The following is a 23204-nucleotide window of genomic DNA, read 5'->3' as shown; positions in this document are numbered from 1 at the left end:
GGGAAGCGGCATACCCTTGAGAATCAAGCAAATCCTCCCGATACAGACCATCCATCACACCGATAACACAAACATATAGGAACCTTCTCAACAGACTTTCTTCCCACATGTCCAGAATCATCACCGACCCCCTGTATCAGAAACTCCTCCTCATTGCTGCCACAATCGGGATGCTGTTGGACGGGCTCGATGGTTCTATTGTGAATGTTGTCCTCCCGCAGATATCCGAATCATTCGGCACCGATACTGGGACGGTCTCCTGGGTCGTCATCACCTATCTCTTGATGATGGCAGGACTCATTCTCGTCTTTGGAAAAGTTGCAGAACGCGGTCTTCTCCGAAAGATATTCCTCGGCGGCCTCCTCATCTTCACCCTGGGATCCGCCGTATGCGGACTCTCTCCCGATTTTGGAATACTTCTTGTCTCCCGCATATTCCAGGGAATAGGGGCGGCCATGATCGCTGCATCCGCACCCCTGCTCTGCGTGACATACCTCCCAAAAACCATGCTGGGGATGGCCCTTGGTGCCATGACCATGGCAAGCTCCATCGGATTTGCTGCAGGCCCTGCGATCGGCGGGTTCCTCACTCACTACCTCTCCTGGCACTGGGTCTTCCTGATCAATATCCCAATAGGACTCCTTGCTCTGCCGTTTGCCCTGCATGTCATTCCAGAGGACAACACCCGGAAAAAACAGCCGTTCGACCTGTTCGGTGCTGTCGCGCTCTTCGGCATGATGGGATTCGGGGTTTATACCCTGGAACGTATTCCCCATCTGGGCATCACCGATCAGCAAATACAGATCTGCACCGTTCTCTGTCTTGTATGTACCATCGCGTTTCTTCTTCGAGAACTCCGGTGTACAACGCCGCTGATGAACATCCGGGTCTTTACCGCATGGAGATTCACTGCAGTATTCCTCGCATTTCTCATCATGAATGTTATATACGCGGGGATGCTGTACCTCCTGCCGTTCTTCCTGCAGGCGGGCATGCAGTTCGATACGGCAATGAGCGGTCTGTATCTGCTGATTCCACCCGCACTCACGACGATCATCGGGATCCCGCTCGGGAGATGGTCGGATAGTATCGGCCGCAGACCGTTCGCTCTTGCAGCATGTCTGGTATTGATTGCAGTGAACGGAATCTACCTGATAATTCTCCCGGAGATGGGAGTTGTTCCGCTCTTAGCAGGTCTCATCCTGATGGGCCTGTTCTGGGGATTTGCCGGAGGACCGGTTGCCAGTAGAGTTGTAGATCATGCCCCCCCTGGCGAAGAAGGGACCGGATCATCCCTGATGGTCACGGCAATATATCTCGGAAGTGTTATTGGTATTGCGCTCTATGCAACGGCTTTTACGATTACAACTGCAGGAGGGGGTATTGTAGCATTTTCCGACCTGGATCTTGGCACATTCATGCATGGCTTCCATTTTTCCACGCTGATCGGGTTCGTACTCTCCATCGCTACCTTCGTGTTCTCAGTCATTGTACGGGAGAGAAGAGAACCTGCCCCGGCGGTTAGCAGTTCTGCTGACGAGTAGCGTGCCCGGGAATACGTTCATCCCCCGACAGATCCATCCTTTTTCTGACAGGTGGAGTGGTGAACGCACCATTACCTAACAGCCTTCGTTCTCTTCACATGCAGCGGAAATCTCTAACGAGGGGTGCAGGTCATATGTACGCAGCCGGTGACCAGAACGCTCCATTCAGCGGATTTTTGTGTATCAATTTGGGATTACCGGTGAAGGTGGGTTTTGGACCCACATGTTGCACCGTTAGTGCATGTCGGGGAACCGGTACGCTTCCTGCGGCACGATGATCTCGAACCGGGCTCCCTGTCCCGACCCCCCGTTCTCGGTGATGGTGATACCAGTGATCGAAAGGATCTCCCTGACCAGGAAGAGACCAAGACCGGTATGTTTCCCAAATCCTTTCATGAACAGGTTTTTTTTGTCATCAGGAGAGATCCCGCTGCCATCATCTTCACAGACAAGTAGGATTCCCGCACCAGATTCAGTGGCCATGAATCGGATTATGGTAAGATTCTCCCCACCATACCGTAACGCGTTATCGATGAGGTTGTAGAATACCTTCTCAAAGAGCGGATCAGCAAACACCTCTACACCATGCATATCGATCACCGTCCTGACATTTCGCATCGGGAGGGAGGCAATGGATCGCCGAATTCCTGCAGCAACATCATGCCATACAGGTTCCCGCACGCCCATCTCCTCGTAATCCTTCATAAACGATATCTGTTCGTCGATCACATCAGTTATCTCCTGCATCTCTTTTAGATACATGACGATATCCTGATCATGTTCCAGTGTCTCTGCGAGCTCAAGATAGCCTTTCAGTACAGTCAGCTGGTTGAGGATATCATGCCGGGTGATGCTGGAGAGGAGATTAATTTTTTTCAATTTTTCCAATACCAGTATCAGTGCATTCTCCGCCTGTTTCCGTTCGGTGATGTCCCGTAATACGATGACAACGCCGGAGATGCTCCGGGCATTATCACTAATGACCGAACCGGAAACACTGACAGGCATGGCGGTCCCGTCTTTTTTCCGGCATACCATCTCTATATCAGAGAGCGAACCCCCATTGTTGATTATATCAGCCAAAAAATCGGGTTTTTCAGGGTGGTCACCGATCAATATGCTCACTGGACTTCCGATGAGTTCATCTTCAGTATATCCAAGCATCTCCCTCGTCGCACGGTTCACCACAACGATGTTCTCTTCTCCATCCAGCATGATCAACAGGTCTGTCATGGTGGAGATGATCGTGTCGGCCGCTGTCGCAGGTGTCAGGACAAAGAGATCGTACTTCCAGATCGCATACCCGACAAAGATGGAGAAGATGAGGACAAAAATAATGACTATCTCTGGAAAAGCGATGCTGATGACCGGTAGAACCGCGATGCCGAAAACTGGCAATATGATGAGATACATGAAAACAGCAATCGCAGGGCAAGCAAATCCAATCAAAATAAATTGGGATTGCTTCTTCTTCCGGATATCACGAGTACTCAGGTAATAGTGAAGGCAGACGAGCAGTGAGATGATGATCAGGCTAAATGCCCATGCGAGTTCGATATAATAGATCCACAGGTTTTCTGACAGACCAAAGGAATATCCCCAATATTCACTGACAGGTCTGACATTGATAACATCCGTTACCAGTTCAAGGATGCAGAAGATTATTGCAGGGATGTATATGAACGGATATATCCAGATACTCCCCCGTTGTGCAGCAGATCGTCTGAATATCCAGATAAAATTCAACGATAAAGCAGGGACAAACGTCCAGAAGGCACTCATTCTCATCCAGAAGTAAGCTTCGGAATAGGTGGATGAATACCTGAACATGAATAAGGAGAACGCCCACCAGAACGCACCAAGGGTTAACAACAGGAATGCCTGGTGCAGGGGACTTTTCGGGTCCCGGGTGAAAACAAAAATTCCAAGCAAAATAAGAAGTAATGAGGAGGTGATGAAAAGAAATTCGAAAAAATTCATCCAGACATCTCCTCTTATTCATTATTCTGTGGATATTCCAAAAAATGTTCTGTCCGGTATCATCCTGTGTTTTTGACGAAGGGATGTTCCCCGGAAAATTTCCCGGCTGGTTACGGAATAAATTTTCCAATCACTCCCCCGTCTTTTCCACTTTCAACGCAAAAAAATCAGAACCAGCGGTCCAGGGTCTTCTGCCCGGGAGGGCCGCTGATCTTCTGAAGGGCAGTTCTTACCCGTTCTGTTGCAAACCCGTACTCCCCACAGAGGAGATCCTCGATCCCTGCCTGGTCCGGCGGCTGCCAGTCCAGGGAGAGGTTGGCGATCACCGGCGGGGAGCGGAAGAACTGTAGGATCGGGGACGGGTCGAAGTCCGGTAACTTCTCGGCGATCATGTCGGCGAACCCGTCCTTCTTCACGATCTTCAGCGCTGTCTTCGGTCCGACTCCCCTAATGCCGGGGTTGAAGTCGGTGCCGATCAGAATGCCGGCCTCAATCAACTGTTCACGGGTGATCCCGAGTCCCCCGAGCACCTCATCGAGACGGATCGACTCGGGCTGGACTGCGATCGTCCTCCCCTGCACCCGCCGTTTGCTCGAGACGGTCAGATTCCTGACCAGCAGCGGGGCTCCGAAGAGGAGGGAGTCGTAGTCCTGCGAGACGGCGTAGGTGACCGCCCCGGAAGCGGCCATCGAGGCGGCCTGGGCCTCCCCCTCGGACGGAGCCTGCACGCAGGGGACGCCCATCAGGGTCAGCAGCTCTTTTGAGGTGGCGATGATCTCAGGAGTGACCCGGGAGGAGGCACGGGCCTGTTTGTACGCCTCCTCCTGGTCCCCCCGGGCCAGAGCAGCCTCCCACTGGACGCCGGCCTCCCGTCTCACCTCCCGCCGGCTCTCGATCGTCTCCTGTTTCAGAGCAGGGGGTTTGCCGTCGAAGATATACACCGGGCGGATCCCCTTCTCAAGGAACCGGAGCGTGCGGAAGAAGACCCCGGAGAGGTGAGAGGTGATCCTCCCTTCGCTGTTCATCAGCGGGGTGCCGTCCGGTTGCCGGATGATCGAGAGGAACTGGTAAAGGGCATTGTTCCCGTCGATGGCGGCGGTCCCGGCCAGGGTCTCCCAGGTTCTGGGATGCTTGTACTCGGTCAGCACCTCACGGAGAGCAACACCCATGTCAGCGGTACATCCTGCGCGAGAAGTCCTGGATGATCGCATCGATCTGCGCCACAGTCGTCTCGTACTTCTCGCTCATCATCAGAGAGGTCTCCTCAAGGTTCAGCCGCATCGACCGTTCGCGCACGATCAGGGTATTGTCGAGGATGGAGATTTTGGCCCCGAACGAGAGGAAAAGCCCGCCCAGGGCGAGCATCATCAGCGTGGCAGCGACCGCGATCGTCACATCCTGCCAGAGCCGGAAGACCAGCACCAGGGTTGAAATGACCAGTACAATGGTCAGAATGATATCAAGAAGAGATTCGCGTATATCCATACTTTTAGGTAATGGCGGTGTATATTTTAAGTTACCTATCCATGAAGCTGACCAACCTGATCCCATTCTTCGGTATCCTGCTGATGCTGCTGATCGTAGAGACCGGGGCCGTACTCTTCGCCCCGCTGATGAAGAGCGCAGGGATCACTGCATTCGAAGACCCGACCTCACTCACGGATCCGGTGATCTTCATCGTGATCATGCTGGCCTTCACGCTCTTTCTGCTGGTGCTGATCAGGGCCAACCACCTCAAACTGATCTCCGCCGTGATCGGCCTCTCGATCTGGCTGACGTTCGTGTACATCTTCCAGGCCCTCGTCTTTCCTCTGCTGTCGGACCCGCTCCTCGGCCTTGGACTGGCCGTCCTCCTCGGAGCCCTGGCCTCGCTGCTGCTGTACCGGTATCCCGAATGGTACGTGATCGACGGACTCGGGCTGCTGCTTGGGGCCGGCGTCGCGGCGATATTCGGTGTCTCGCTCGGTCTGTTGCCGGTGCTCCTGCTGTTGTTGCTGCTGGCTGTCTACGATGCGATCTCGGTCTACCGGACCAAGCATATGATCGCCCTGGCCGAGGGGGTCATCGGTCTCAAGACCCCGATCCTCTTCGTGGTCCCCAAGAAACGGGATTACTCGTTTATCAGAGATGGGGTCGGGGACCTCGGCGGGGACGGGGAGCGCGGGGCCTTCATCATCGGGATGGGAGATCTGATCATGCCCTCGATCCTGGTCGTCTCAGCCGCGGTCTTCCTCCCAGCCACGTTACCGCTCGGGTTGAACCTCCCTGCGCTCGGAGCGATGGCAGGGTCCGTCGTTGGACTCGCAGTCCTCCTCTGGTTCGTGAACACCGGAAAGCCCCAGGCCGGGCTGCCACCCCTGAACGGCGGCACGATCCTCGGATTTCTGCTCGGGTGCGCAGCCACGGGAGCCTGGGCCTGGCTGACCCTGCTCTGAACAGAGAATGGCCGGTGCGCCAACCTATTTAAGATAACCGTATGATTAATCATTATGGATCTTTCGCTCATCCAGAAGGACATCCTGATCACCCTGATCACCCTCTATCACCAGCACTCGCACCCGATCAAGGGTGAGGAGATCGCTGAGGTGATCAAGCGGAACCCGGGCACGATCAGAAATCAGATGCAGGCCTTGAAGGCACTCGAACTGGTCGACGGGGTGCCAGGGCCCAAAGGGGGGTACAACCCGACCGCCCGCGCCTACAAGGAACTGAGCATATCGGTTGCAGACGGTGAGGCCAAGGTCCGGATCACCCGGCGGGGAGAGGAACTCCCTGGCGTCTCGGCGACCGAGATCGACTTCACCACCCTCTGCCACCCGGATGTCTGCCATGCGGTGGTGAAGGTGATCGGATCGGTGAAGGGGTTTGATATCGGCGACCAGGTGGCCATCGGCCCGACGCCGGTGAACAAACTCTTTGTGCGGGGCGAGGTCTTTGGGAAGGATGAGGTCGACCAGGGGTTGATCATCTCGATCTCAGAGATGATCTCACTTCCAAAGCTGCCGATCCGCTGCTACATGTCGACACCGCTCCTGACGCTCGCCACCAGTGCGACGATCAGCGAAGCGATCCATCTCTTCCATACCAGAAACATCCACGGGGCTCCGGTGATGGACGACGAGGCGATGAAAGGAATCGTTACGATCTCTGACATCGTCCGGGCGATCGACGAGGGATTGCCGGTCAGTGCACCCGTCTCGACGGTGATGACCCCCGACGTGATCGAAGCCGACGGCGGGGTTCGCCTCTTCGAGGTGGTGAAGCGGTTCAAGGAGCGGGAGATCGGCCGTCTGATCGTCGTCGAGAACGGGAGTCCGGTCGGGATCCTGACCCAGTCAGACGTGCTCCGCGTCTTCCCGACAGACTGATTATACACCAACAGGGTGTCCTGATAGCAGGTCCGTTGCACCGAGCAAAGATTTCGATCATTATCGAATCTTCTTTTTTCTGTATTTCAATGAAGAAGAACCCAACGATCTTATTTCACTGGGGTACTCCAAAAGAGGAATCCGGAGAAAAAGCAGTAACTATTATTACTCATACCCCAAAAGTAACAGACTATTCCCAGAAAATGGGAGTCTGTCGACATGGATCGTTCCTTCCTTCAGCACCTGCAAGATCGTCCAAATCTACTTGCTGCACTGATCGCAGTCAGTACCGGCATAACTCTGATCCTGAACGAATACGAACTCATGATCGGAACGACCAGTGTCCTCCCCCACCTCTTTTATATTCCGATCATCCTCACCGCGTACTTTTTTCCCCGACGCGGAATCATCTTCTCAGCGGTTATTTCAGCGATCTATTGTGGTATGACCTATATCTCGAATCCAATCATCCCCGGGGAACTGCTATTGGTCGGGGGACGGGTGATCATGTTCATCCTGATTGCGACCGTTGTCTCGTCCCTGACTGCCCGCCAGAGGGAGAGCGAGACCCTCTTCCGGGGTGTGGCTGAACGGAGTTCCGATATTATCCTGCTCACCGACAGGGAAGGACGGGCAACGTATGTCTCCCCTTCAGCCAGAAAGATCCTGGGCTACGATCCTGCTGAGATCATCGGGAAACTCTCCGGAGCTTTCATCCACCCCGATGATCTCGGCCAGTTAGAGAAGTCGTTCCCTGATCTCCTGGGAGGGGGGGTCACCGAAGGGATCACGGTCAGGTTCAGAAAAAAATACGGAGGCACTGCATTCATAGAATTTTTTGGTGCACCCATCATAAACGATGGAACGATATCAGGAGTCCAGGTCATCGGGAGGGATATCACAGAGAGAAAGCGGACAGAAGACGAACAAAAAATCCGCGATGATCTCCTCAACGCCATTCTGGAATCGATGATCGCCGGCGTGGTGGTGATCGATCCAGAGGACCATACCATCGTCGAGGTGAACGCCGTTGCAGCGGCTATGATCGGGGCAAAAAAAGAGGAGATCATCGGTTCGGTCTGCACCAGTTACATCTGTCCTGCCCTGAACGGAGGATGCCCGATCACCGATCTCCATCAGATCGTCGACCGGTCAGAGAAGGTGCTGATCCAGGCGGATGGTGAACGACGCCCGGTCCTGAAATCGGTGGTACCGATCATCCTTCACGACCGCACCTACCTTCTTGAAAGTTTCATCGATATATCTGAACTCACCCTGACGCAGAATGCCCTCAAGGAGAGTGAGGAAAAATATCGAACACTCGCCGATTACACCTACGACTGGGAGTACTGGATCGGTCCTGATGAATCGATCCTGTATACGACTCCTTCCTGCGAACGGATCACCGGCTACACCCCGCAGGAATTCTATACCACCAGGCGTCTGATCAATACCATCCTGCATCCTGAGGACCGGGATGCCCTTGAGCACCACATGTCCCGTTTTTTTCCGCCCCATACCCTGGAAACAGTTGATTTCCGGATAGTTCATCGGGATGGGAGCATTCGCTGGATCGGGCATGTCTGTCAGCCCCTCTATAACGCAAAGGGAGCGTTCATCGGAAGACGTGCCAGCAATCGGGATATCACCGAACAAAAACAGGCGGAAGAGGCCTTTCGTGAGACCAGCCGGCGTCTTGCCGAGATCATCGATTTCCTTCCTGAACCGACGATGGTCATCGACAGGACTGGTGTTGTTGTAGCATGGAACCATGCTCTGGAACTGTTGAGCGGGGTTTCGGCATCGGATATACTCGGCAAGGAGAGAGAATCGTATACTGCATGGATCTCCGATCACACCGGTCCAATCCTCATCGATTATGTCCTGCAACAGGATCATGAAGAGATAAAAAAAGCGTATCCCAATGTCCACTTCAAAGGAACTACGGTGATGACCGAGACAGAGATCTCCCGTATGGATGGCGCCCGTTTTTCGCTCTGGGCCAGTGCGACGCCGCTGATCGATCAGAAGGGGGAGATCACCGGTGCGATCGAGTCGATCCGGGATGTCACCGACCAGAAGATGGTCCAGCGGGCGTTACAGGAATCGAATGCATACCTGGACACGGTGATCAATACCCTGGCGGACCCGCTCTTCATCAAGGATCACAAGCACCATTTTGTCAAAGTGAACACCAGTTTCTGTCAGTTGACCGGACACACCCGGGAGGAATTGCTGGGAAAGACCGATTCTGATCTCTTCAGAAGGGAGGAAGCGGATGTCTTTTTGGAGAAAGATGATGAGGTTCTCCGGACCAGTCAGGGGAATGAAAACGAGGAGAAGATCACCGACTTACGGGGAAATACTCATACGGTCATCACCAAAAAAGCCCTCAACACCAATACCGCCGGCGATGAGTTCATCGTCGGGATCATCAGAGACATCACCGAACGGAAACAGACTGAGCTGGCGCTGCAGGAAGCCCTCAAGAAACTCAACATGCTCTCGTCCATCACCCGACATGACATTCTCAATCAGATCATCGGCCTGCGTGCCTATCTCGAACTCTCGATTGAACGTGTACAGGATCCCGACCTCCAAGAGTACCTGAAGAAGGGGGACGTGGCAGCGGATGCAATACGCGAACAGATCGAATTCACCCAGTATTACGAGGATCTCGGGGTCCAGACACCCCAATGGTGTACCATCGCAGAGATCTTCCGATCTGCCGCGTCGCAGCTCCCGCTCGGGGAGATCGGTGTCGAGGTGCAGGTCTCCAATCTCCTCGTCTATGCAGACCCCCTGATCGAGAAGGTCTTCTACAATCTCATCGAAAACTCCCTGCGCCATGGGGGTCATGTGACCGTGATTCGGCTCACCGCAGACGAGACCCCGGACGGTATCGTGATCACCTACCATGACGACGGTGCCGGTATCGCCTTTGATGACAAGGACAGGCTCTTCCAGAAGGGGTTTGGGAAACATACCGGTCTCGGTCTCTTTCTGATCCGGGAGATCCTCTCGATCACCGGGATCTCCATCACCGAGACCGGCGAACCCGGTGCCGGCGTCCGGTTTGAGATCCATGTTCCCAGGGGGACGTACCGGTCTACTGACCCCACGTAATCGAAATGCAGGGGACGGTGTGGGAGTCTTGTGGTATGGTCGGCTGCATGGGATCTCGCCTAACGATTGTTCTGGTATGGGGTTTAGGGAAAAATAAAGAAGCTGGTTTTTATCGCGTCCGATTCCGAACAATCGTATCAAGGTGTACTGACGTCAGATTATCGGTACCTTACGGACGGACGGGAACCAATCAGGTGGAGAAGCATTCACCAGAGAACCCAGTTTAATATCTGTTCATGTCAGACTATTCAACCTGAGTATCAGATCCGCACATCGTGGTGTTCCCTATTCCATTCCGGAGGTACGGGATGAAATCATAAGGAGTGATCCCGACAGGGGTTTCGCATCCCGATAAAATGGAGATATATGCTATGGCCGAAATTATTCGTCTCATTAAAAAAGAGGAACTGAACGATCTCCTTGCGCTCTACGAACATCTGAACAGTGACGACGGCGATCTCGCCGTCGACACCCGGGTGCATGCCGTATGGGACGGGATACTGGCGGACCCGGGGCAGCGGTACCTGGTGGCCGAGGTCGACGGGAGGCTGGTCTCTTCCTGTGTCCTGACCATCATTCAGAACCTGACCCGGCAGGCGGCCCCGTACGGACTGATCGAGAATGTCGTGACGCACCCGGAGTACAGGCACCGGGGTATCGGGACACGAGTCCTCCAGCGGGCACTGGTGATCGCCAGGGAGCAGGGATGTTACAAGGTGATGCTGCTGACCGGAAGGAGAGAAGCGATACCGTTCTACGAGCAGGCCGGCTTCGACGGGCGATCGAAGACCGGGTTCATCGTCAGGTTCGATGGACGGTAGGATGGTGGTGTCTTTTCGGTGGAAGGGGGCCGAGCCTAGATATTGGTGTTTGGCAGCTGAACATTAAGAAATCCCCTCAATTCACTCTCCCAGGGAGCGTCGACAACAGAAAACCATGGGATCTCTCCATTCCAGTACTCATCAACTGTTGTCGACAGAGTTCCTCCCCCGATCACCGTTATGATCTCGGAGAGTTTTATAGATCTCAACCCCCTCGGAATCTCTTCGATCTCCTATTCCTCGAACTCGTTGAAGAGGAGCGCCGCCGTCTCTGTGTCCATGCCAGTCAGCTGTCGACCCTCTACCTTCGCCCAAACCGGGCCAAGTCGACGAACCACAACCAGAATAACCCGTTAACACATGTCGTAGAGCGTCGTCCGGCGCTCGAGCATCCTCCCGAGATCCTCCGCCACCCGCTGCATCTCTGCCGGATCGAGGTAGTCAGTGTTGGTCGCGCCGGCCCCCTTCGAGATGCTCTCCTCGTACATCGTCCCCCCCAGGTCGTTGGCCCCGGCGATGAGGCCCAACTGCGCCATCTTGATCCCCTCCTTCACCCATGAGACCTGGATATTTCGGAAGTTATCGAGGAAGAGGCGGGCGACGGCGACCATCAACAGATCCTCCCTCCCGGTCGCGCCGGCCCGGGCGAGCCCCTGACGGTAGATCGGGGTGTTCATGTGGATGAACGAGAGCGGGACGAACTCGGTGAACCCATGGGTCTCATCCTGGATCGCCCGGAGGATCGCCAGATGTCGGACCCGGTCGGCCTCGGTCTCACAGTGGCCGTACATGATCGTGGCCGTGGTGGGAATGCCTAAGGAGTGGGCCTCCCTGATGATCCGCACCCACTCATCGGTCGGGATCTTTCCACGACAGATCGTATCCCTGACCGGGTCAACCAGGATCTCAGCCGCTGTTCCACACATCGAGGAGAGGCCGGCCGCCTTCATCCCGGTCAACACCTCCCGTGTGGTCATCCCGCTCCTCTCCGCCCCGTACGCAACCTCCATGGGATTGCTCGCATGGAGATGAATCCCCGGTGCCGCCTCCGTGATCCAGCGGTAGATCTCGATATAGGACTCGGCCGTGAAATGGGGATGCAGCCCGCTCACCGTGCAGATCTCGGAGACCCCTCGGCTCTTCGCCAGCGCAGCCTTCTGCTGGATCTCCTCGCGGCTATGATAATAGATGCCGTCATCCCCGGGCTTCTTTGAGAACCCACAAAAACCGCAGGCATTGACGCAGAGGTTGGTGACATTGATGTTCTGGTTTCTGACATAGGTGACCGGGTCGCCGGCCACCGCCTCCCGCCGCTCGTCGGCCGCTGCTGCGATCGTCCAGATATCTCGGCCCCGGGTCTCGAAGAGCATCAACGCTTCATCCTCACCGAGCCGGTGGCCGCCTTTCAGATCAGATAACAGTCCTTGCAAGTCATGGTTCATGGTTCTCATCCCATCCACTCCCATGCTACCCTGTGTCATGCTTGACATGAACCTATCGGATCCTGATCCTCACCAGCGACCACTGGCCGATCGTCCGGAAAAGAATTGAACTGGCAGAGAATCATTCAACCAGTTTTGAAGAAGGACGGGGGGATAATCCCTTTCAAGAGATCGAAGTCAACTCTGCCGTTATTCGCATCGATACCGCCCCCTCCCATCCCCATCGGTGAAGATGATGAACGGCGTCTGATCTTCTTTCATACAGAGGTGCGTGAGAAACACGATGCCGTGTCGACAGAGAACTCGTTCCTCCGTTCCAGGTACATCTTCGCAATTTTTTTGAAGGGACTCTTCATCATCGACATACCATACCGAGATCATACAAAAATTCCAGGGGGATTTTCCCGTTATCGACTGGAAGAGATCATAGTCGAATATAATTGAAATTCTGCGCTTTGAATCAGGATTTATTATTTCACGTTTCGTTTCAGAGTGGAGATAAGCCTGGAGGACTCCCCGCCCTGCCTCTTCAGCAGAGTTTTTATCGAGGAGAGACGGACTTCCCGGTTCTCGTCATACATGACCTCGGTCAGAGAAGGAATAGTACGACGGTCCCCAATCAAACCCAGAAGTTCCACTGAAGCCCTCCGAATCGCGGGATCGCTGTCGGCAGTCCCCCGGATCAGAATTCCCTCAGCGGTCTTCCCCTGCGCTTCAAGGGCTCTCCAGTCGCGCTGTGCAAACAGATATATCGCCCTCTGAAAGGGATCCCCTGGTTGCCAGTCAAGAGAATCCAGTGCAGCGGCAACCATCTGGCGGACTTCCCAGTCACCATTCTCCAGTTCAGAGACCAGGATGCGGAAACTGATCGCTGGTTTCATCCGCATAAAAACGGTCAAAACTCCTTTTTTGACCTCTGGGTTTCTATTTTTGAGATTCTTCACCAACGACCTGCCTGCCATGGCACCGAGTTTTAAGAGGGTATCGATGACGCTCTCGCGGACAGTCTCATCCGCATCGAGGAGCCCGGTCAGGATTGCGTTAATCGCACTCTCAGTTCCGATCTCTCCAAGCGAACGGATTGCCATATCCCTGACATCCGGATGAACGTCACCAAGTGAGTGAATGAGCGGCCTGATGACGACCGGTTTTTTAAATTGTCCGAGCGCTTCTGCAACCCGTACCCTGACAGTCAGCTGATCATCACTGCGGAGGGCGGTTGCAAGTGGTTCGATGGCACGCTCATCATGCAGCAGGCCTAGAGAAAACGCAGCACGCCAACGTAACTCAGAATCCGGGTCAAATAACGCGACAATGAGTGGCTCAACCCCCCGCTTATCGCCCAGTCCCCCGAGCCCTTCAGCAGATCTCCACCGGAGTGCCTGCATCTCCTTCTGGTCCCCCAGCGTCCGGATCAGTGCCAGTAGGCTATCGGGTTCACCGGTTATTCCTGCACCCTCCGGTCTCGTTGGATCTCCATCAACCCGCTCTCCTGGAGATCCCGACAGCGGAGGTACAGGATCCATGATGCTTCCCCGGGGGACGATCTGGCATGCGAGATCCGATTCCTTCTTCTGCAGCTCTTTATTGACATAGTCCAGACGTTCCAGATCCCGCCACTGACCCATAGCAATCAGGTAATTTCTTCGCTCCGGCAGGGATGCCGGCTGCCAGCGCCGTCGATTCAGCGCCTGTGCAGCAATCCTGCAGATCTTCTGATCTTCATCTTCCAGTCGCCTGACCATCAGTGGGATCGTGTCGTCGGCCTGCCACGTGGAGATGGCGAGGAGGGCTGCATACCGGACATCGGGATGAACATCTTCGAGTGCAGCCCGGATCAGGGCGTACACCTCGTTCGAAGGGAACTTGCTGATAACGGTAATAGCAGCAACCCGTACCTCAGGATCGGAATCCTTCACCGCATGAGCGATGGCACCTGATATCTTTTTATCACCGTTCTCTCCCAGTGCCAGGATCGTATGCAGCCGGATCTCCCGGTCTGCACTCCCAAGATACGGCATCAATGCCTTGACAGAAGCGGGATGAGCGATCTGCCCCAGCGCCCGGATCGCCACCGGGGCGAGAAGAATTTCACGCCCGAGGACACGGTTGAGGAACGGGATGGCACGGGGGTCCCCGATCTTTCCCAGCGCTCTGACAGCTTCCTCTCTACATGCTGGATTGTCATCGCTGAGGATTCGAATGATCGGGCCAACAGCCTGCCTGGTCCTGATATTCCCGAGGATCCACACAGCCCTTGACCGGACATCCGGGTCAGGATTCTTCAATGCAGAAAGCATCGGTTCTTGTGCATGCTCACCCAGTCTCTGCAGAATCTTTCCGACTTCATCACGGGTGCTATAGTTAGGATCATTGAGTCGTTTTGCCAGAACCTGCGTCGATCGTTTCCCGATAACTGCAATATCCATCCATCGTTCCTTGGCGAGGAGATAGAGGATCAGGTCGTTCTCAGTTGACGGTTTCCATCCCATGCCATCGAGAACAGAGGCGGCAGTCATGCGCACACCGATATAATCATCGTCAAGTACCCGTACCAGGATAGGGACAGTCCGAAGGTCGCCTATCTCACCCAGAGCGGAGACCACTTCCATCCGAACACTGCTCTCTTCATCGGAAAGAGCAGAGACCAGTGCCCTGACAGCCCGGAGATCCTTGAGTTTTCCCAGGGTCGAGGCCGCCCCCTGCCTGACAGCATAATATTCATCTTTCAATGCCCAGACAAGAACTTTTACTGCCACCGACTGGAGGTTGAACAGGCCTCTCCATTCCCGTTTTGCGATAAAATAGAAAGCCTTATCCCGATCGTTCGCCGGCACCCAGCCGAGAGAGTCGAGTGCATATGCAGAGACCTCACGTATGCCGTAATGGGGATCCACGAGCAGATGGAGGAGAGGTTCGATCGATGTGGGATCCCCGGTCTGCCCCAGTGCAGAGACTGCCGCCATCCGGATGTCCAGATTGCTGTCAGCGGTAAACCGGGTAATAAGCAAATTTGCTTCAGGATCGTGGAATTTTGCAAGTGCTTTTACTGCCTCCAGCCTTACGCCGAGATCTCCATCCTCCGTTGCTTCCAGAACGGCAGGGAGCGCATGTGGGTCCCCGGTCGCACCAAGTGCAGCCGTGCTCAGACGCCTGATATCCTTGTCAGGGGATGAAAGTGACCGGATCAACGGAATCACGGCACTGGACGAGGGAAGACCCACCAGCGCTGCTGCCGCCTTCCGGGCGATCTCCAGATTCGAATCCCCAAGCGCCTTCGCCAGCCCCCGGACATCACCTGCATCGCGCATCTTCTGGATATCCGGGGTAAATATATCAAAAATCCCCATTCATCTCACCGGTTCGTGGGGTCCAGAGGCCACCTGTTCTCCCGTTCCGGTCGTACTGGATAATCCCATCCAGGTTCACGATCCCGGTTCGTCAACCCAGAAGACCAGAGCAAAACCCTCCCTGATCCCAAGACTATCGGTAATGGCAGTCGCCTCCGTGATGACCGGGACACTCGACCCCCCCCGGGTGATCAGGTCTACCCTGATACGCTCCTCCTGAAGAAGGGGGAAACCGGTCGACTTCTTCTTCAGGGTCTCCTCCAGCCTGGGCGAACCTCGTCTGATCGTAAAGACGGTCGAGATCAAAGATCCCAGGGTCTCCTCTGCAGAGAAGCCGATGAGGTGCGATGCAGAACGGTTCATGAACAGGATACGATCCTCGTTATCAGTCACGATGACACACTCGGGGAGGTCGGCAAAAGCCCTGATGATCTCGTCGGTCTCGTCGGATATCCCGGTCTTCTTCTCTGCCTTGTGCTTGTAGATAGCCATCTCGATGTTGCTGTAGAGTTCACGCTCCTTGAACGGTTTGATCAGGTACGCAACCGGTTTTGTCTGCATGGCACGCTGCAGGGTGAGATCGTCGGAATAGGCGGTGAGATAGATCACCGGTGCATCTGAAAATTCACCTATTTTGCCGGCCGCTTCGATACCATCCATCTCTCCTTTCAGATTGATGTCCATGAGGATCAGGTCGGGCAGGCTCGCCCGGACGTTCTCGATGGCATCGATGCCTCGCGCAGCAATTCCAGTCACCGTGTACCCGAGCCGTTTCAATCGTTCTGAGGTCTCGCGGGCGATTATCGCATTGTCTTCAACGATCAGGATCTTCTTTTCTATCATGGCATATCTCCATCATTTCTGATCAGGGAACCGAATTCTGAAGGTTGCACCCGGCTGGCGGATGATCTCAAGCGATCCATCGAGCTGACTGACGAGATCGGTGACGATGGTCATCCCAAGGGATTTTACCGTGGAGAGATCCAGATCTTCCGGGATTCCCACCCCATCATCGCTGACCGTGAGAAGGTACTCATGCTCGTCCCGCTCCATTCGGATCCGGATAGTCCCACACCCATACTCCCGGAATGCATACTTGAGAGCATTGGTGACCAGTTCGTTGATTATGAGTCCGCAGGGGATACCAGTATCGAGGTCCATCGTGAGATCGGAGGGGCTGACATCCACAAATGTCTGGATCTTATCCGGATCAACACCATAGGACTCTTCAAGAAAATCGATGAGACCCCGGATATAATCCATGAACTGGATATGGGCAATGTCTGCGGACTGGTAGAGTTTCTGGTGAATCAGACCCATGGATATGACCCGCGACCGGGCTTCCCTGAGTAATGAGATCTGCCCTATATTATCTGTTGAGAGTGACTGGAGGTACAGGAGACTCGAAATCGTCTGGAGATTATTCTTTACCCGGTGATGGATCTCCTTTAAGAGCAGTTCTTTCTCATGCAGAGACTCAACCAGAGCGGCCTCAGTCCGCTTGCGTTCAGTAATATCCCGGAAAACCCCTTCAATCCTGAGAACGTTGCCGGATTCGTCATAATAGACCTGGCTGCTGGTTGCCACCGTCACCGGGCTCCCATCCTTTCGTTTCAGGGTCACTTCGAAATCTTTGACTGAACCATTCTTCAAAAGCACTTCCAGGAAGTCTCTCCGTTTCTCCGGCTCGAAATAAAGTTTTTCAGCGATGGACTGCCCAAGACACTCTTCCACCGAATCATATCCCAGCACCGTCTTCAGACTCGAACTGATCATGGTGAGAATCCCGTTTTTGTCTGTTCGGTAAAAAACATCCGAGATATTTTCAACGACCATCCGGTAATTCTCTTCACTCTCTCTGAGTGCCTCTTCAGCACGTCTCCTCCTGGTGATATCGGTCACAAAATTGAGTGTCGCCGGTCTACCATTCCACAGAATCCTGACCGCATTGATCTCAAGCCAGTGGACATTGTTATTCCGATCGATGATCCGTGAGTAGGCAATCGGTTCATCGAATTCGCCACGTATCCGCTTTTGATACCGTTCCAGAGTCTCTTGCCGATCATCGGGATGAACCAGTTCAAGGAAATGATTCCCTGCAAATTCATCTGCTGAAAATCCCATGATCTCCATCGCCTTGGGATTCCCATACGGAACAAACCCATCCTGAATGATGAAGATACCCTCATTTGCGCTCTCGATGAGCGTTCGATATTTCAACTCGCTCTCTCTGCATATCATTTCGGCAAGAATCCTTTCCGTGACATCCTGTGCAGTGCCAAAGACAAGAAGCGGGGTTCCCTGCTCATCGCGGGAGATCTCTGCGAGTTCATAGATATTCCTGATATGACCTCCCTGTATGATGATCCGGTACTCCAGGTCGAAAAAGTCCAGAGAACCATTAAGGGCCTCTGTCAGTACCTGTATGACATGTTCACTATCATCTGGATGGATGGTAGCAAGATAGAGGTCACGAGTTATCAGGGATGATCGGGGGATGGTGAAGATTTCATACATCTGATCTGACCATGCCACTTCATTTGTGGCAGGGTCAAGACTCCAGTTCCCGATATTTGCCACCTGTTGGGCGCGTGCCAGATCTGCCACACTCTTCTGCAGTGTTTCCTCTGTACGTTTGCGCCTGGAAATATCACGAATGGTAACAATGATGCAGGAGGTATTCTTGAATTGAACGGCCTGGATGTTCACCTCTACCGGCAGGAGTATGCCATCCTTTCTGGTCACATCACTCTCAAAGGTAGTATTGCCTCCGGCGAGCAGTTCAGAGATGGTCGACGGCAGTCTCTGGATCAGGGTTGGGAAATCGATGCCGACTGCAGATCCAGACAGAAGTTCCTCCTTCGAATACCCGGTTTGTCTGACAGCCACACTGTTTACATCGATGATCCGGCAGATCTCCCCCTCCCTAGCCACCTCCATAAGGAAGATCGCATCATTGGAATTTTCAAAGATCATGCGAGATTTATCTTCATCTTCACGGAGCGCCTCTTCCGCCTGCCTTCGGGCTGTGATATCCCGGAAGTGCCAAACCCTTCCATAGTATTCACCATCGCTCTCTACCATTGGAGCTGAGTACTGGTCAAATACCCTGCTGTCCTTTAAAACGATCTCCTCATGGCTCTTCTCATCTCGACGATCAGACAGATAATTCGCAGATAGGGAAGAGGCTTCGAAATCAACAAGGTTGCCAAGAACCGACAGCAATGCACATTCATCCGAGCCCGGAGCAATAACGTCCACCGGAATATTCCACATATCCATGAAACGCGTATTGGACGAGATTATCGCCCCGTGTTCATCAACGACGAGAATTCCATCCATCGAAGTCTCCAGTTGTGTGGAGAGGAGGATGTTACTGAACTGTAACGCCTGCTCCGTTTTTTTATGGCTGACGATCTGTTCGATCCTTCGGGCGAGATCCATATACAGGATCCTGGGATCACCACCTTTGACAAGGAACGAATCAACCCCTGCATTGTAGGCATCGTCTACAACCTCTTCTTGTCCCCGCCCGGTGAAGAGGATGAATGGAATTGCATTACCGGTTCTGCGCAAAAGTTTCAGGAGTTCTATTCCATCCATCTCCGGCATCTGGTAATCAGATATGATGAGATCGTATCGCTGGATTTTGAGGTGTTCCAGGGCATCGTGTGCACTGATCGCCGTGTCAACAGAGAAGCCGAATCCCTTCTCCAGAGAGAGTTTTGTCATCTCAAGAGGAACCGGCTCATCATCGACATACAGCACTGAGATCACGGGGCACCACTTCCACTCCATTTTGGGGAGTCCTGTCTGGAAGATGGATTAAAGAGGATAAGTACCTGCCGATACCTCTCAGGGCGATCGGTTCCAGGTCTAAAAAAAGTCCGGTGACAACTGGAGTTAACAACTGACAAATCGGTAGAGTCCCCTCGGCACGCCGATTTCGAACCGGACTCCGTTCCCTGGTTCCCCGGTCTCAGCGGTCGTCATACCGGAGATCTCAAGAAGATCATGGACAAAGAAGAGAGAATAACCAGTCTCCTTGCCAAAACTCTTGGTGAAATGATCCTTTCTCATGTCCACTGGAATCCCAACGCCATTATCCTGATAGATCCGTGTACATCCGAATGCAGATTCATGGGCAGTGATCCGGATCTCAGTAACCTTCTTCCCGTGCTTTACCGAGTTGTCGACCATGTGCCAGAACACTTTTTCGATGACTGGATACGCGTATATCTCCATGTTCTCCGTTTCGTTCGTGATGTGAAGAGAGCCCGCCACACCTGTCATATGGATAGTGTCTAGGAGATCCCTGATACGCTGCCAGCGGGGTGGCTGCTGGCCCATCTCCTGATTTCTGCACTCTGATATGTCTCTGATGATCATGCTCAACAGTGTCTGCCCAGGGCGATCGATAAAAGGACTGGATGAAACCTCTCCCGGGAACTGTGTCCCATCCTGTTCCTCATATGTTTTCGGGAGGGTGAACGAAAACACGCTCCCCCTCTGCACCTCTCTCTCCACCATGATATCTCCGCCAAGGAACCAGGCAAGTTTCTTTGACAGATATAATCCGAGCCCTGTTGTCCCCTCGGTCAGGCGCCCAGGCACCGGAACCCGGCCAAAGGGAGAGAAGAGCCGGTCGAAATCCTCCTTCCCAATGCCGATGCCGGTGTCACAGACACGAACAGCCACAACCGATCCTCGTTCCTCAACCGTCAGGTCGACCTTTCCCTCGTCAGTGCACTTGATCGCATTGCTGACAAGGTTTGTTATGACCTGTTTAATACGGCGTTTATCGCTGGTGATAGCGATAGGACCGGAAATTTAACAACTGAAACAAGTCCCCGATCATATACTTGCAGTTCAAAATCACTCTCCACCTCGTTGATCAGGTCGACGAGGTCGAACGTCGAGACGCCAGCCTCGATCTTGAAGATATCGATCACATCGTTGATGAGGACCAGCTGGTGCCGGGCACTCTCCTGTACTATGCCGAGCTGCTGCTTCTGCTCTGCATTGATCCCCCTGTCATTCCTTTCACCATGATCCCCATAAACCTAATGATGGAGTTGAGCAGGGTCCGGAGTTCATGGCTCATCGATGCGATGAACATCGATTTGAGCCGGTCGAGTTCCCTGAGCCATTCAATGGCTTCACTCAGTCCCCGTGTCCTTTCCCTGACATGCTCCTTCAGTTCAAGATTGAGCTGTCGGAGTTCCTGTTCTGCAGCCATGCGGAGCACCAGATCCCTGAGAGTCAGGATACCAAAGGAGATGTCCCGGACGAGTTGGGTCAGGAGGATGACCTCTTCGTCAGTGAAGGAGTCCGTCACTGTGCTGTAGATATTGAGCGCACCGAAGATGGTGCCATTTGATTCCAGCGGGAGGGCGATGGAGGACTGATATCCCGGGGGGTAGCCGCTTCGCGCCAGGGATCGAATGCAATATCACCGGGAATGTTCCGGGGACAGCAATACCAACCCATCCGTATCGCCGTTCCGATCGGTCCCCTCCCCCTGTCGGTATCCGCCCATGTGGGATTGATCGTTTCAAGAAAACCGTCTTCGAACCCGCAGCTGGAGACGGGGGGGACGCTCTTCGCCTCATCGTGCATGGCATACCTGATCCATGCCATCCGGTACACACCGGCCCTAGTGATCACCGCACAGATCTGATCGGTCAGCGTCTGCTCATCGATCGTATGCACCAGCAGGGAGTCTGCGCTGCTGATGAACTGGAGGGCGCGATTCCACTGACCGAGTTCAAGCTCTGCCTGTTTGCGTTCGGTGATATCCCGAGAAATCCCGATGATCGCGGTCACCCGTCGACCGGCATCGGCCACCAGAGTGGTGACCGCTTCGATTGGAACGATGGAGCCGTCCCGGCAGACCTGGTCCACCTCTTCGATCTGGACCTTCATGGTATCGTCGTCGGCAGCATAGGCGACCAGCCGTACGGAAAGGGACGTGCTGATTCCGGCACCATTCGAGCACCCAGATGACGTCCCCGGTATTCTCTGCGATCAGACGGTAGCGTTCCTCACTCTCCTGTAATGCCTGTTCGCCGGCAATGAGATCCTCAAAATTCTGGCGCAATTCCTCTTCCGAAGCGGCGATCTCTTCGTATGAAGTCCGGAGCTCGTCGTTCTTCCCCCTTAACTCGCGGGTGAAGTGCTGGATGAGCAGGAAGAGGAGGAGCGCGGTGATGATGAAGAGGAAGCCCTTGATCGACTGGATCGTGGCATAGTCCTCCGGTTCATAGGTGATGATACGGATGACCTTGACCTATAAAGGGCAGGGAATGTCGTCAGATAACAGGGTATTGCAACGTCGTGCTGCTGACCAGAAGAGAAGAGGTGATATGGCTCAACGGGATTGCCGGAGATTAAAGGAGAAAGAAGACCGGGATTATTATCAGGTTTGATGGCCATCAGGCTGGCGGAATTTTATCGAGCGTTCTTCAAGTTTTCTCTTCTTCGTGCAATCCGAGCAGAACGAGTACCTTATACTCGTCAAATTCCTCTTCGGTGATGAGCCCCCGCTCTTTTAAGGTTCCCACCCGTTCAAGCAGCGAAATCCCAGCCTCGATCCCGGGATGATCCCGAACCATCTGTTCTCTCTGCCGCTCCTCCATAAATCCAGAAGCAAGGATCGCAGAGGGGAGGGCGAGGAGCAAGACGCCCCCGATCGTCACCATACCTGCGATGATCTTTCCCAGGGGAGTGATGGGGATAATATCTCCATATCCCACAGTCGTCACCGTCATCACCGCCCACCACATGGCTGCAGGGATGCTCGAAAATGTATCCGGCTGTGCTGCGTTTTCGATAATGTACATGATCGTCGAGGAGAAGAGGATCTCAAAGATCAGAAAAATTCCCAGAATTGAGATGATCTCCCGCTTCTTGAAGATGACACGGCGTAACTGTTTGAGTGATTCTGAGTCCCGACTGTAGCGCACCAGTTTGAAGATCGAGAGGAGCATGAAGAGATGAAGCAGGGCAGGGATCCGGGGGAAGAGATAGAAGAAGAGGATGGGGATGATCGAGATGAGATCGATGATCATGGAGATCTGAATTGCATAACGCAGGCGATCGATCGCCCTGCCCCTGACCGTGCCGCTGTGGGTACATGACCAGAGCCGCAGGATATATTCGATAGAAAAAATGGAGAGACAGACCACGATGACCGATAAGACCAGAAACTGGAGGGGGAAATCCGGTATGGTCGAGACAACGACGGCGATCGTATTGGTAAGGATGACGACAGCGAGGAAGGATTGGATGAGCAGTGTTGTTCGATCCCTGTCCTGGGATGCATTGAGGATCGTACGGACCCGGGCCTTTATCTGGTCATAGCGGGACGGTCCCGTGGTGATCTTCTCTGTCGGGTGTTCTGGATTTTCTGACATGGGTACTCCGTTTTTGCAATCCCTTTTATGAGACGAGGCAAACCGGGTCTATCACTGCGATGCAACGAAATCTGGATGAATGGATGTTATTCGATCAGATACCGGAACCGGCATTCATCATCGAACTGCAGGACCCGCGCGATCTGACCGACCTGTTT

General features: G+C 53.9%; 17 protein-coding genes. 6 read left to right on the top strand and 11 right to left on the bottom strand.

All coding sequences use genetic code 11. The annotated features are described in order from the left end of the window. Positions 1–107: 107 nt before the first annotated feature. Positions 108–1544 (top strand): MFS transporter, encoded by a 1437-nt coding sequence (locus tag MPAL_RS00305; protein ID WP_012616772.1) that lies wholly within the window; start codon positions 108–110, stop codon positions 1542–1544. Positions 1545–1778: 234 nt separating this feature from the next. Here the strand turns inward: MPAL_RS00305 and MPAL_RS14010 are convergent, their stop codons facing one another. After that, entirely contained in the window at positions 1779–3467 is a 1689-nt protein-coding gene (locus MPAL_RS14010; RefSeq protein ID WP_236610491.1) for a PAS domain S-box protein, read from the bottom strand. On the opposite strand from MPAL_RS14010, the gene MPAL_RS16740 reads away from it, so the two are divergent. Continuing rightward, the gene (locus tag MPAL_RS16740; protein ID WP_236610496.1) at positions 3355–3600 is read left to right on the top strand and encodes a hypothetical protein; all 246 of its coding nucleotides are present in this window, start codon (positions 3355–3357) and stop codon (positions 3598–3600) included. The genes MPAL_RS14010 and MPAL_RS16740 overlap by 113 nt on opposite strands. Positions 3601–3691: 91 nt before the next feature. Here MPAL_RS16740 and fen read toward each other — a convergent pair whose 3' ends face one another. Both fen and MPAL_RS00285 read right to left on the bottom strand, forming a co-directional pair. Then, positions 3692–4693, bottom strand: a complete 1002-nt coding sequence (fen, locus tag MPAL_RS00290) for a flap endonuclease-1 (RefSeq protein ID WP_012616770.1) — start codon at positions 4691–4693, stop codon at positions 3692–3694. 1 nt (position 4694) lies between these two features. After that, complete coding sequence (locus MPAL_RS00285; RefSeq protein WP_012616769.1) at positions 4695–5009, bottom strand: hypothetical protein; 315 nt, start codon at positions 5007–5009, stop codon at positions 4695–4697. Positions 5010–5050: 41 nt separating this feature from the next. Between MPAL_RS00285 and MPAL_RS00280 the strand changes: the two genes are divergently transcribed. The 4 genes from MPAL_RS00280 to MPAL_RS00265 all read left to right on the top strand — a co-directional run bounded on the left by MPAL_RS00280 (position 5051) and on the right by MPAL_RS00265 (position 10839). After that, on the top strand, positions 5051–5959 hold the full coding sequence (locus MPAL_RS00280; protein ID WP_048144944.1) for a presenilin family intramembrane aspartyl protease PSH: 909 nt from the start codon (positions 5051–5053) through the stop codon (positions 5957–5959). A 54-nt stretch (positions 5960–6013) separates the two neighbouring features. Further along, entirely contained in the window at positions 6014–6892 is an 879-nt protein-coding gene (locus tag MPAL_RS00275; protein WP_012616767.1) for a CBS domain-containing protein, read from the top strand. A gap of 219 nt (positions 6893–7111) precedes the next feature. Continuing rightward, positions 7112–10018: a PAS domain S-box protein gene (locus tag MPAL_RS14005; protein ID WP_012616766.1), complete on the top strand. Its 2907-nt coding sequence runs from the start codon at positions 7112–7114 to the stop codon at positions 10016–10018. Positions 10019–10389: 371 nt separating this feature from the next. Next, complete coding sequence (locus tag MPAL_RS00265) at positions 10390–10839, top strand: GNAT family N-acetyltransferase (RefSeq protein ID WP_012616765.1); 450 nt, start codon at positions 10390–10392, stop codon at positions 10837–10839. 353 nt (positions 10840–11192) lie between these two features. On the opposite strand, the gene cofH is transcribed toward MPAL_RS00265, so the two are convergent. The 8 genes from cofH to MPAL_RS00225 all read right to left on the bottom strand — a co-directional run bounded on the left by cofH (position 11193) and on the right by MPAL_RS00225 (position 23046). Next, complete coding sequence (cofH, locus tag MPAL_RS00260; RefSeq protein WP_012616764.1) at positions 11193–12290, bottom strand: 5-amino-6-(D-ribitylamino)uracil--L-tyrosine 4-hydroxyphenyl transferase CofH; 1098 nt, start codon at positions 12288–12290, stop codon at positions 11193–11195. Between the two features lie 461 nt (positions 12291–12751). Continuing rightward, positions 12752–15631 (bottom strand): HEAT repeat domain-containing protein, encoded by a 2880-nt coding sequence (locus tag MPAL_RS00250; protein ID WP_012616763.1) that lies wholly within the window; start codon positions 15629–15631, stop codon positions 12752–12754. 75 nt (positions 15632–15706) lie between these two features. After that, the gene (locus MPAL_RS00245; RefSeq protein WP_012616762.1) at positions 15707–16474 is read right to left on the bottom strand and encodes an ATP-binding response regulator; all 768 of its coding nucleotides are present in this window, start codon (positions 16472–16474) and stop codon (positions 15707–15709) included. A gap of 12 nt (positions 16475–16486) precedes the next feature. Further along, positions 16487–19408 (bottom strand): PAS domain S-box protein, encoded by a 2922-nt coding sequence (locus MPAL_RS00240; protein WP_158303591.1) that lies wholly within the window; start codon positions 19406–19408, stop codon positions 16487–16489. Positions 19409–19534: 126 nt separating this feature from the next. Beyond that, positions 19535–20422, bottom strand: coding sequence for an ATP-binding protein (locus tag MPAL_RS14000; RefSeq protein WP_269078494.1), 888 nt, complete (start codon positions 20420–20422; stop codon positions 19535–19537). Between the two features lie 202 nt (positions 20423–20624). Beyond that, a complete protein-coding gene (locus MPAL_RS13995) occupies positions 20625–20999 on the bottom strand; it encodes an ATP-binding protein (protein ID WP_330217452.1) in 375 nt (124 codons plus the stop codon). Further along, on the bottom strand, positions 20966–21556 hold the full coding sequence (locus tag MPAL_RS00230) for a PAS domain S-box protein (protein WP_048144940.1): 591 nt from the start codon (positions 21554–21556) through the stop codon (positions 20966–20968). Before MPAL_RS00230 ends, MPAL_RS13995 begins: the two co-directional genes overlap by 34 nt. A gap of 539 nt (positions 21557–22095) precedes the next feature. Continuing rightward, positions 22096–23046 carry an ion transporter gene (locus MPAL_RS00225; RefSeq protein ID WP_012616759.1) on the bottom strand — a complete coding sequence of 317 codons (951 nt, stop codon included), beginning with the start codon at positions 23044–23046 and terminating at the stop codon, positions 22096–22098. Between the last annotated feature and the right edge of the window lie 158 nt (positions 23047–23204).

Origin of the sequence: Methanosphaerula palustris E1-9c (genome assembly GCF_000021965.1) — an archaeon.
In the GTDB taxonomy this organism is placed as follows: domain Archaea; phylum Halobacteriota; class Methanomicrobia; order Methanomicrobiales; family Methanospirillaceae; genus Methanosphaerula; species Methanosphaerula palustris.
Note: the sequence above shows the minus strand (reverse complement) of the source record. Positions and strands in the feature narration are given on the sequence as shown.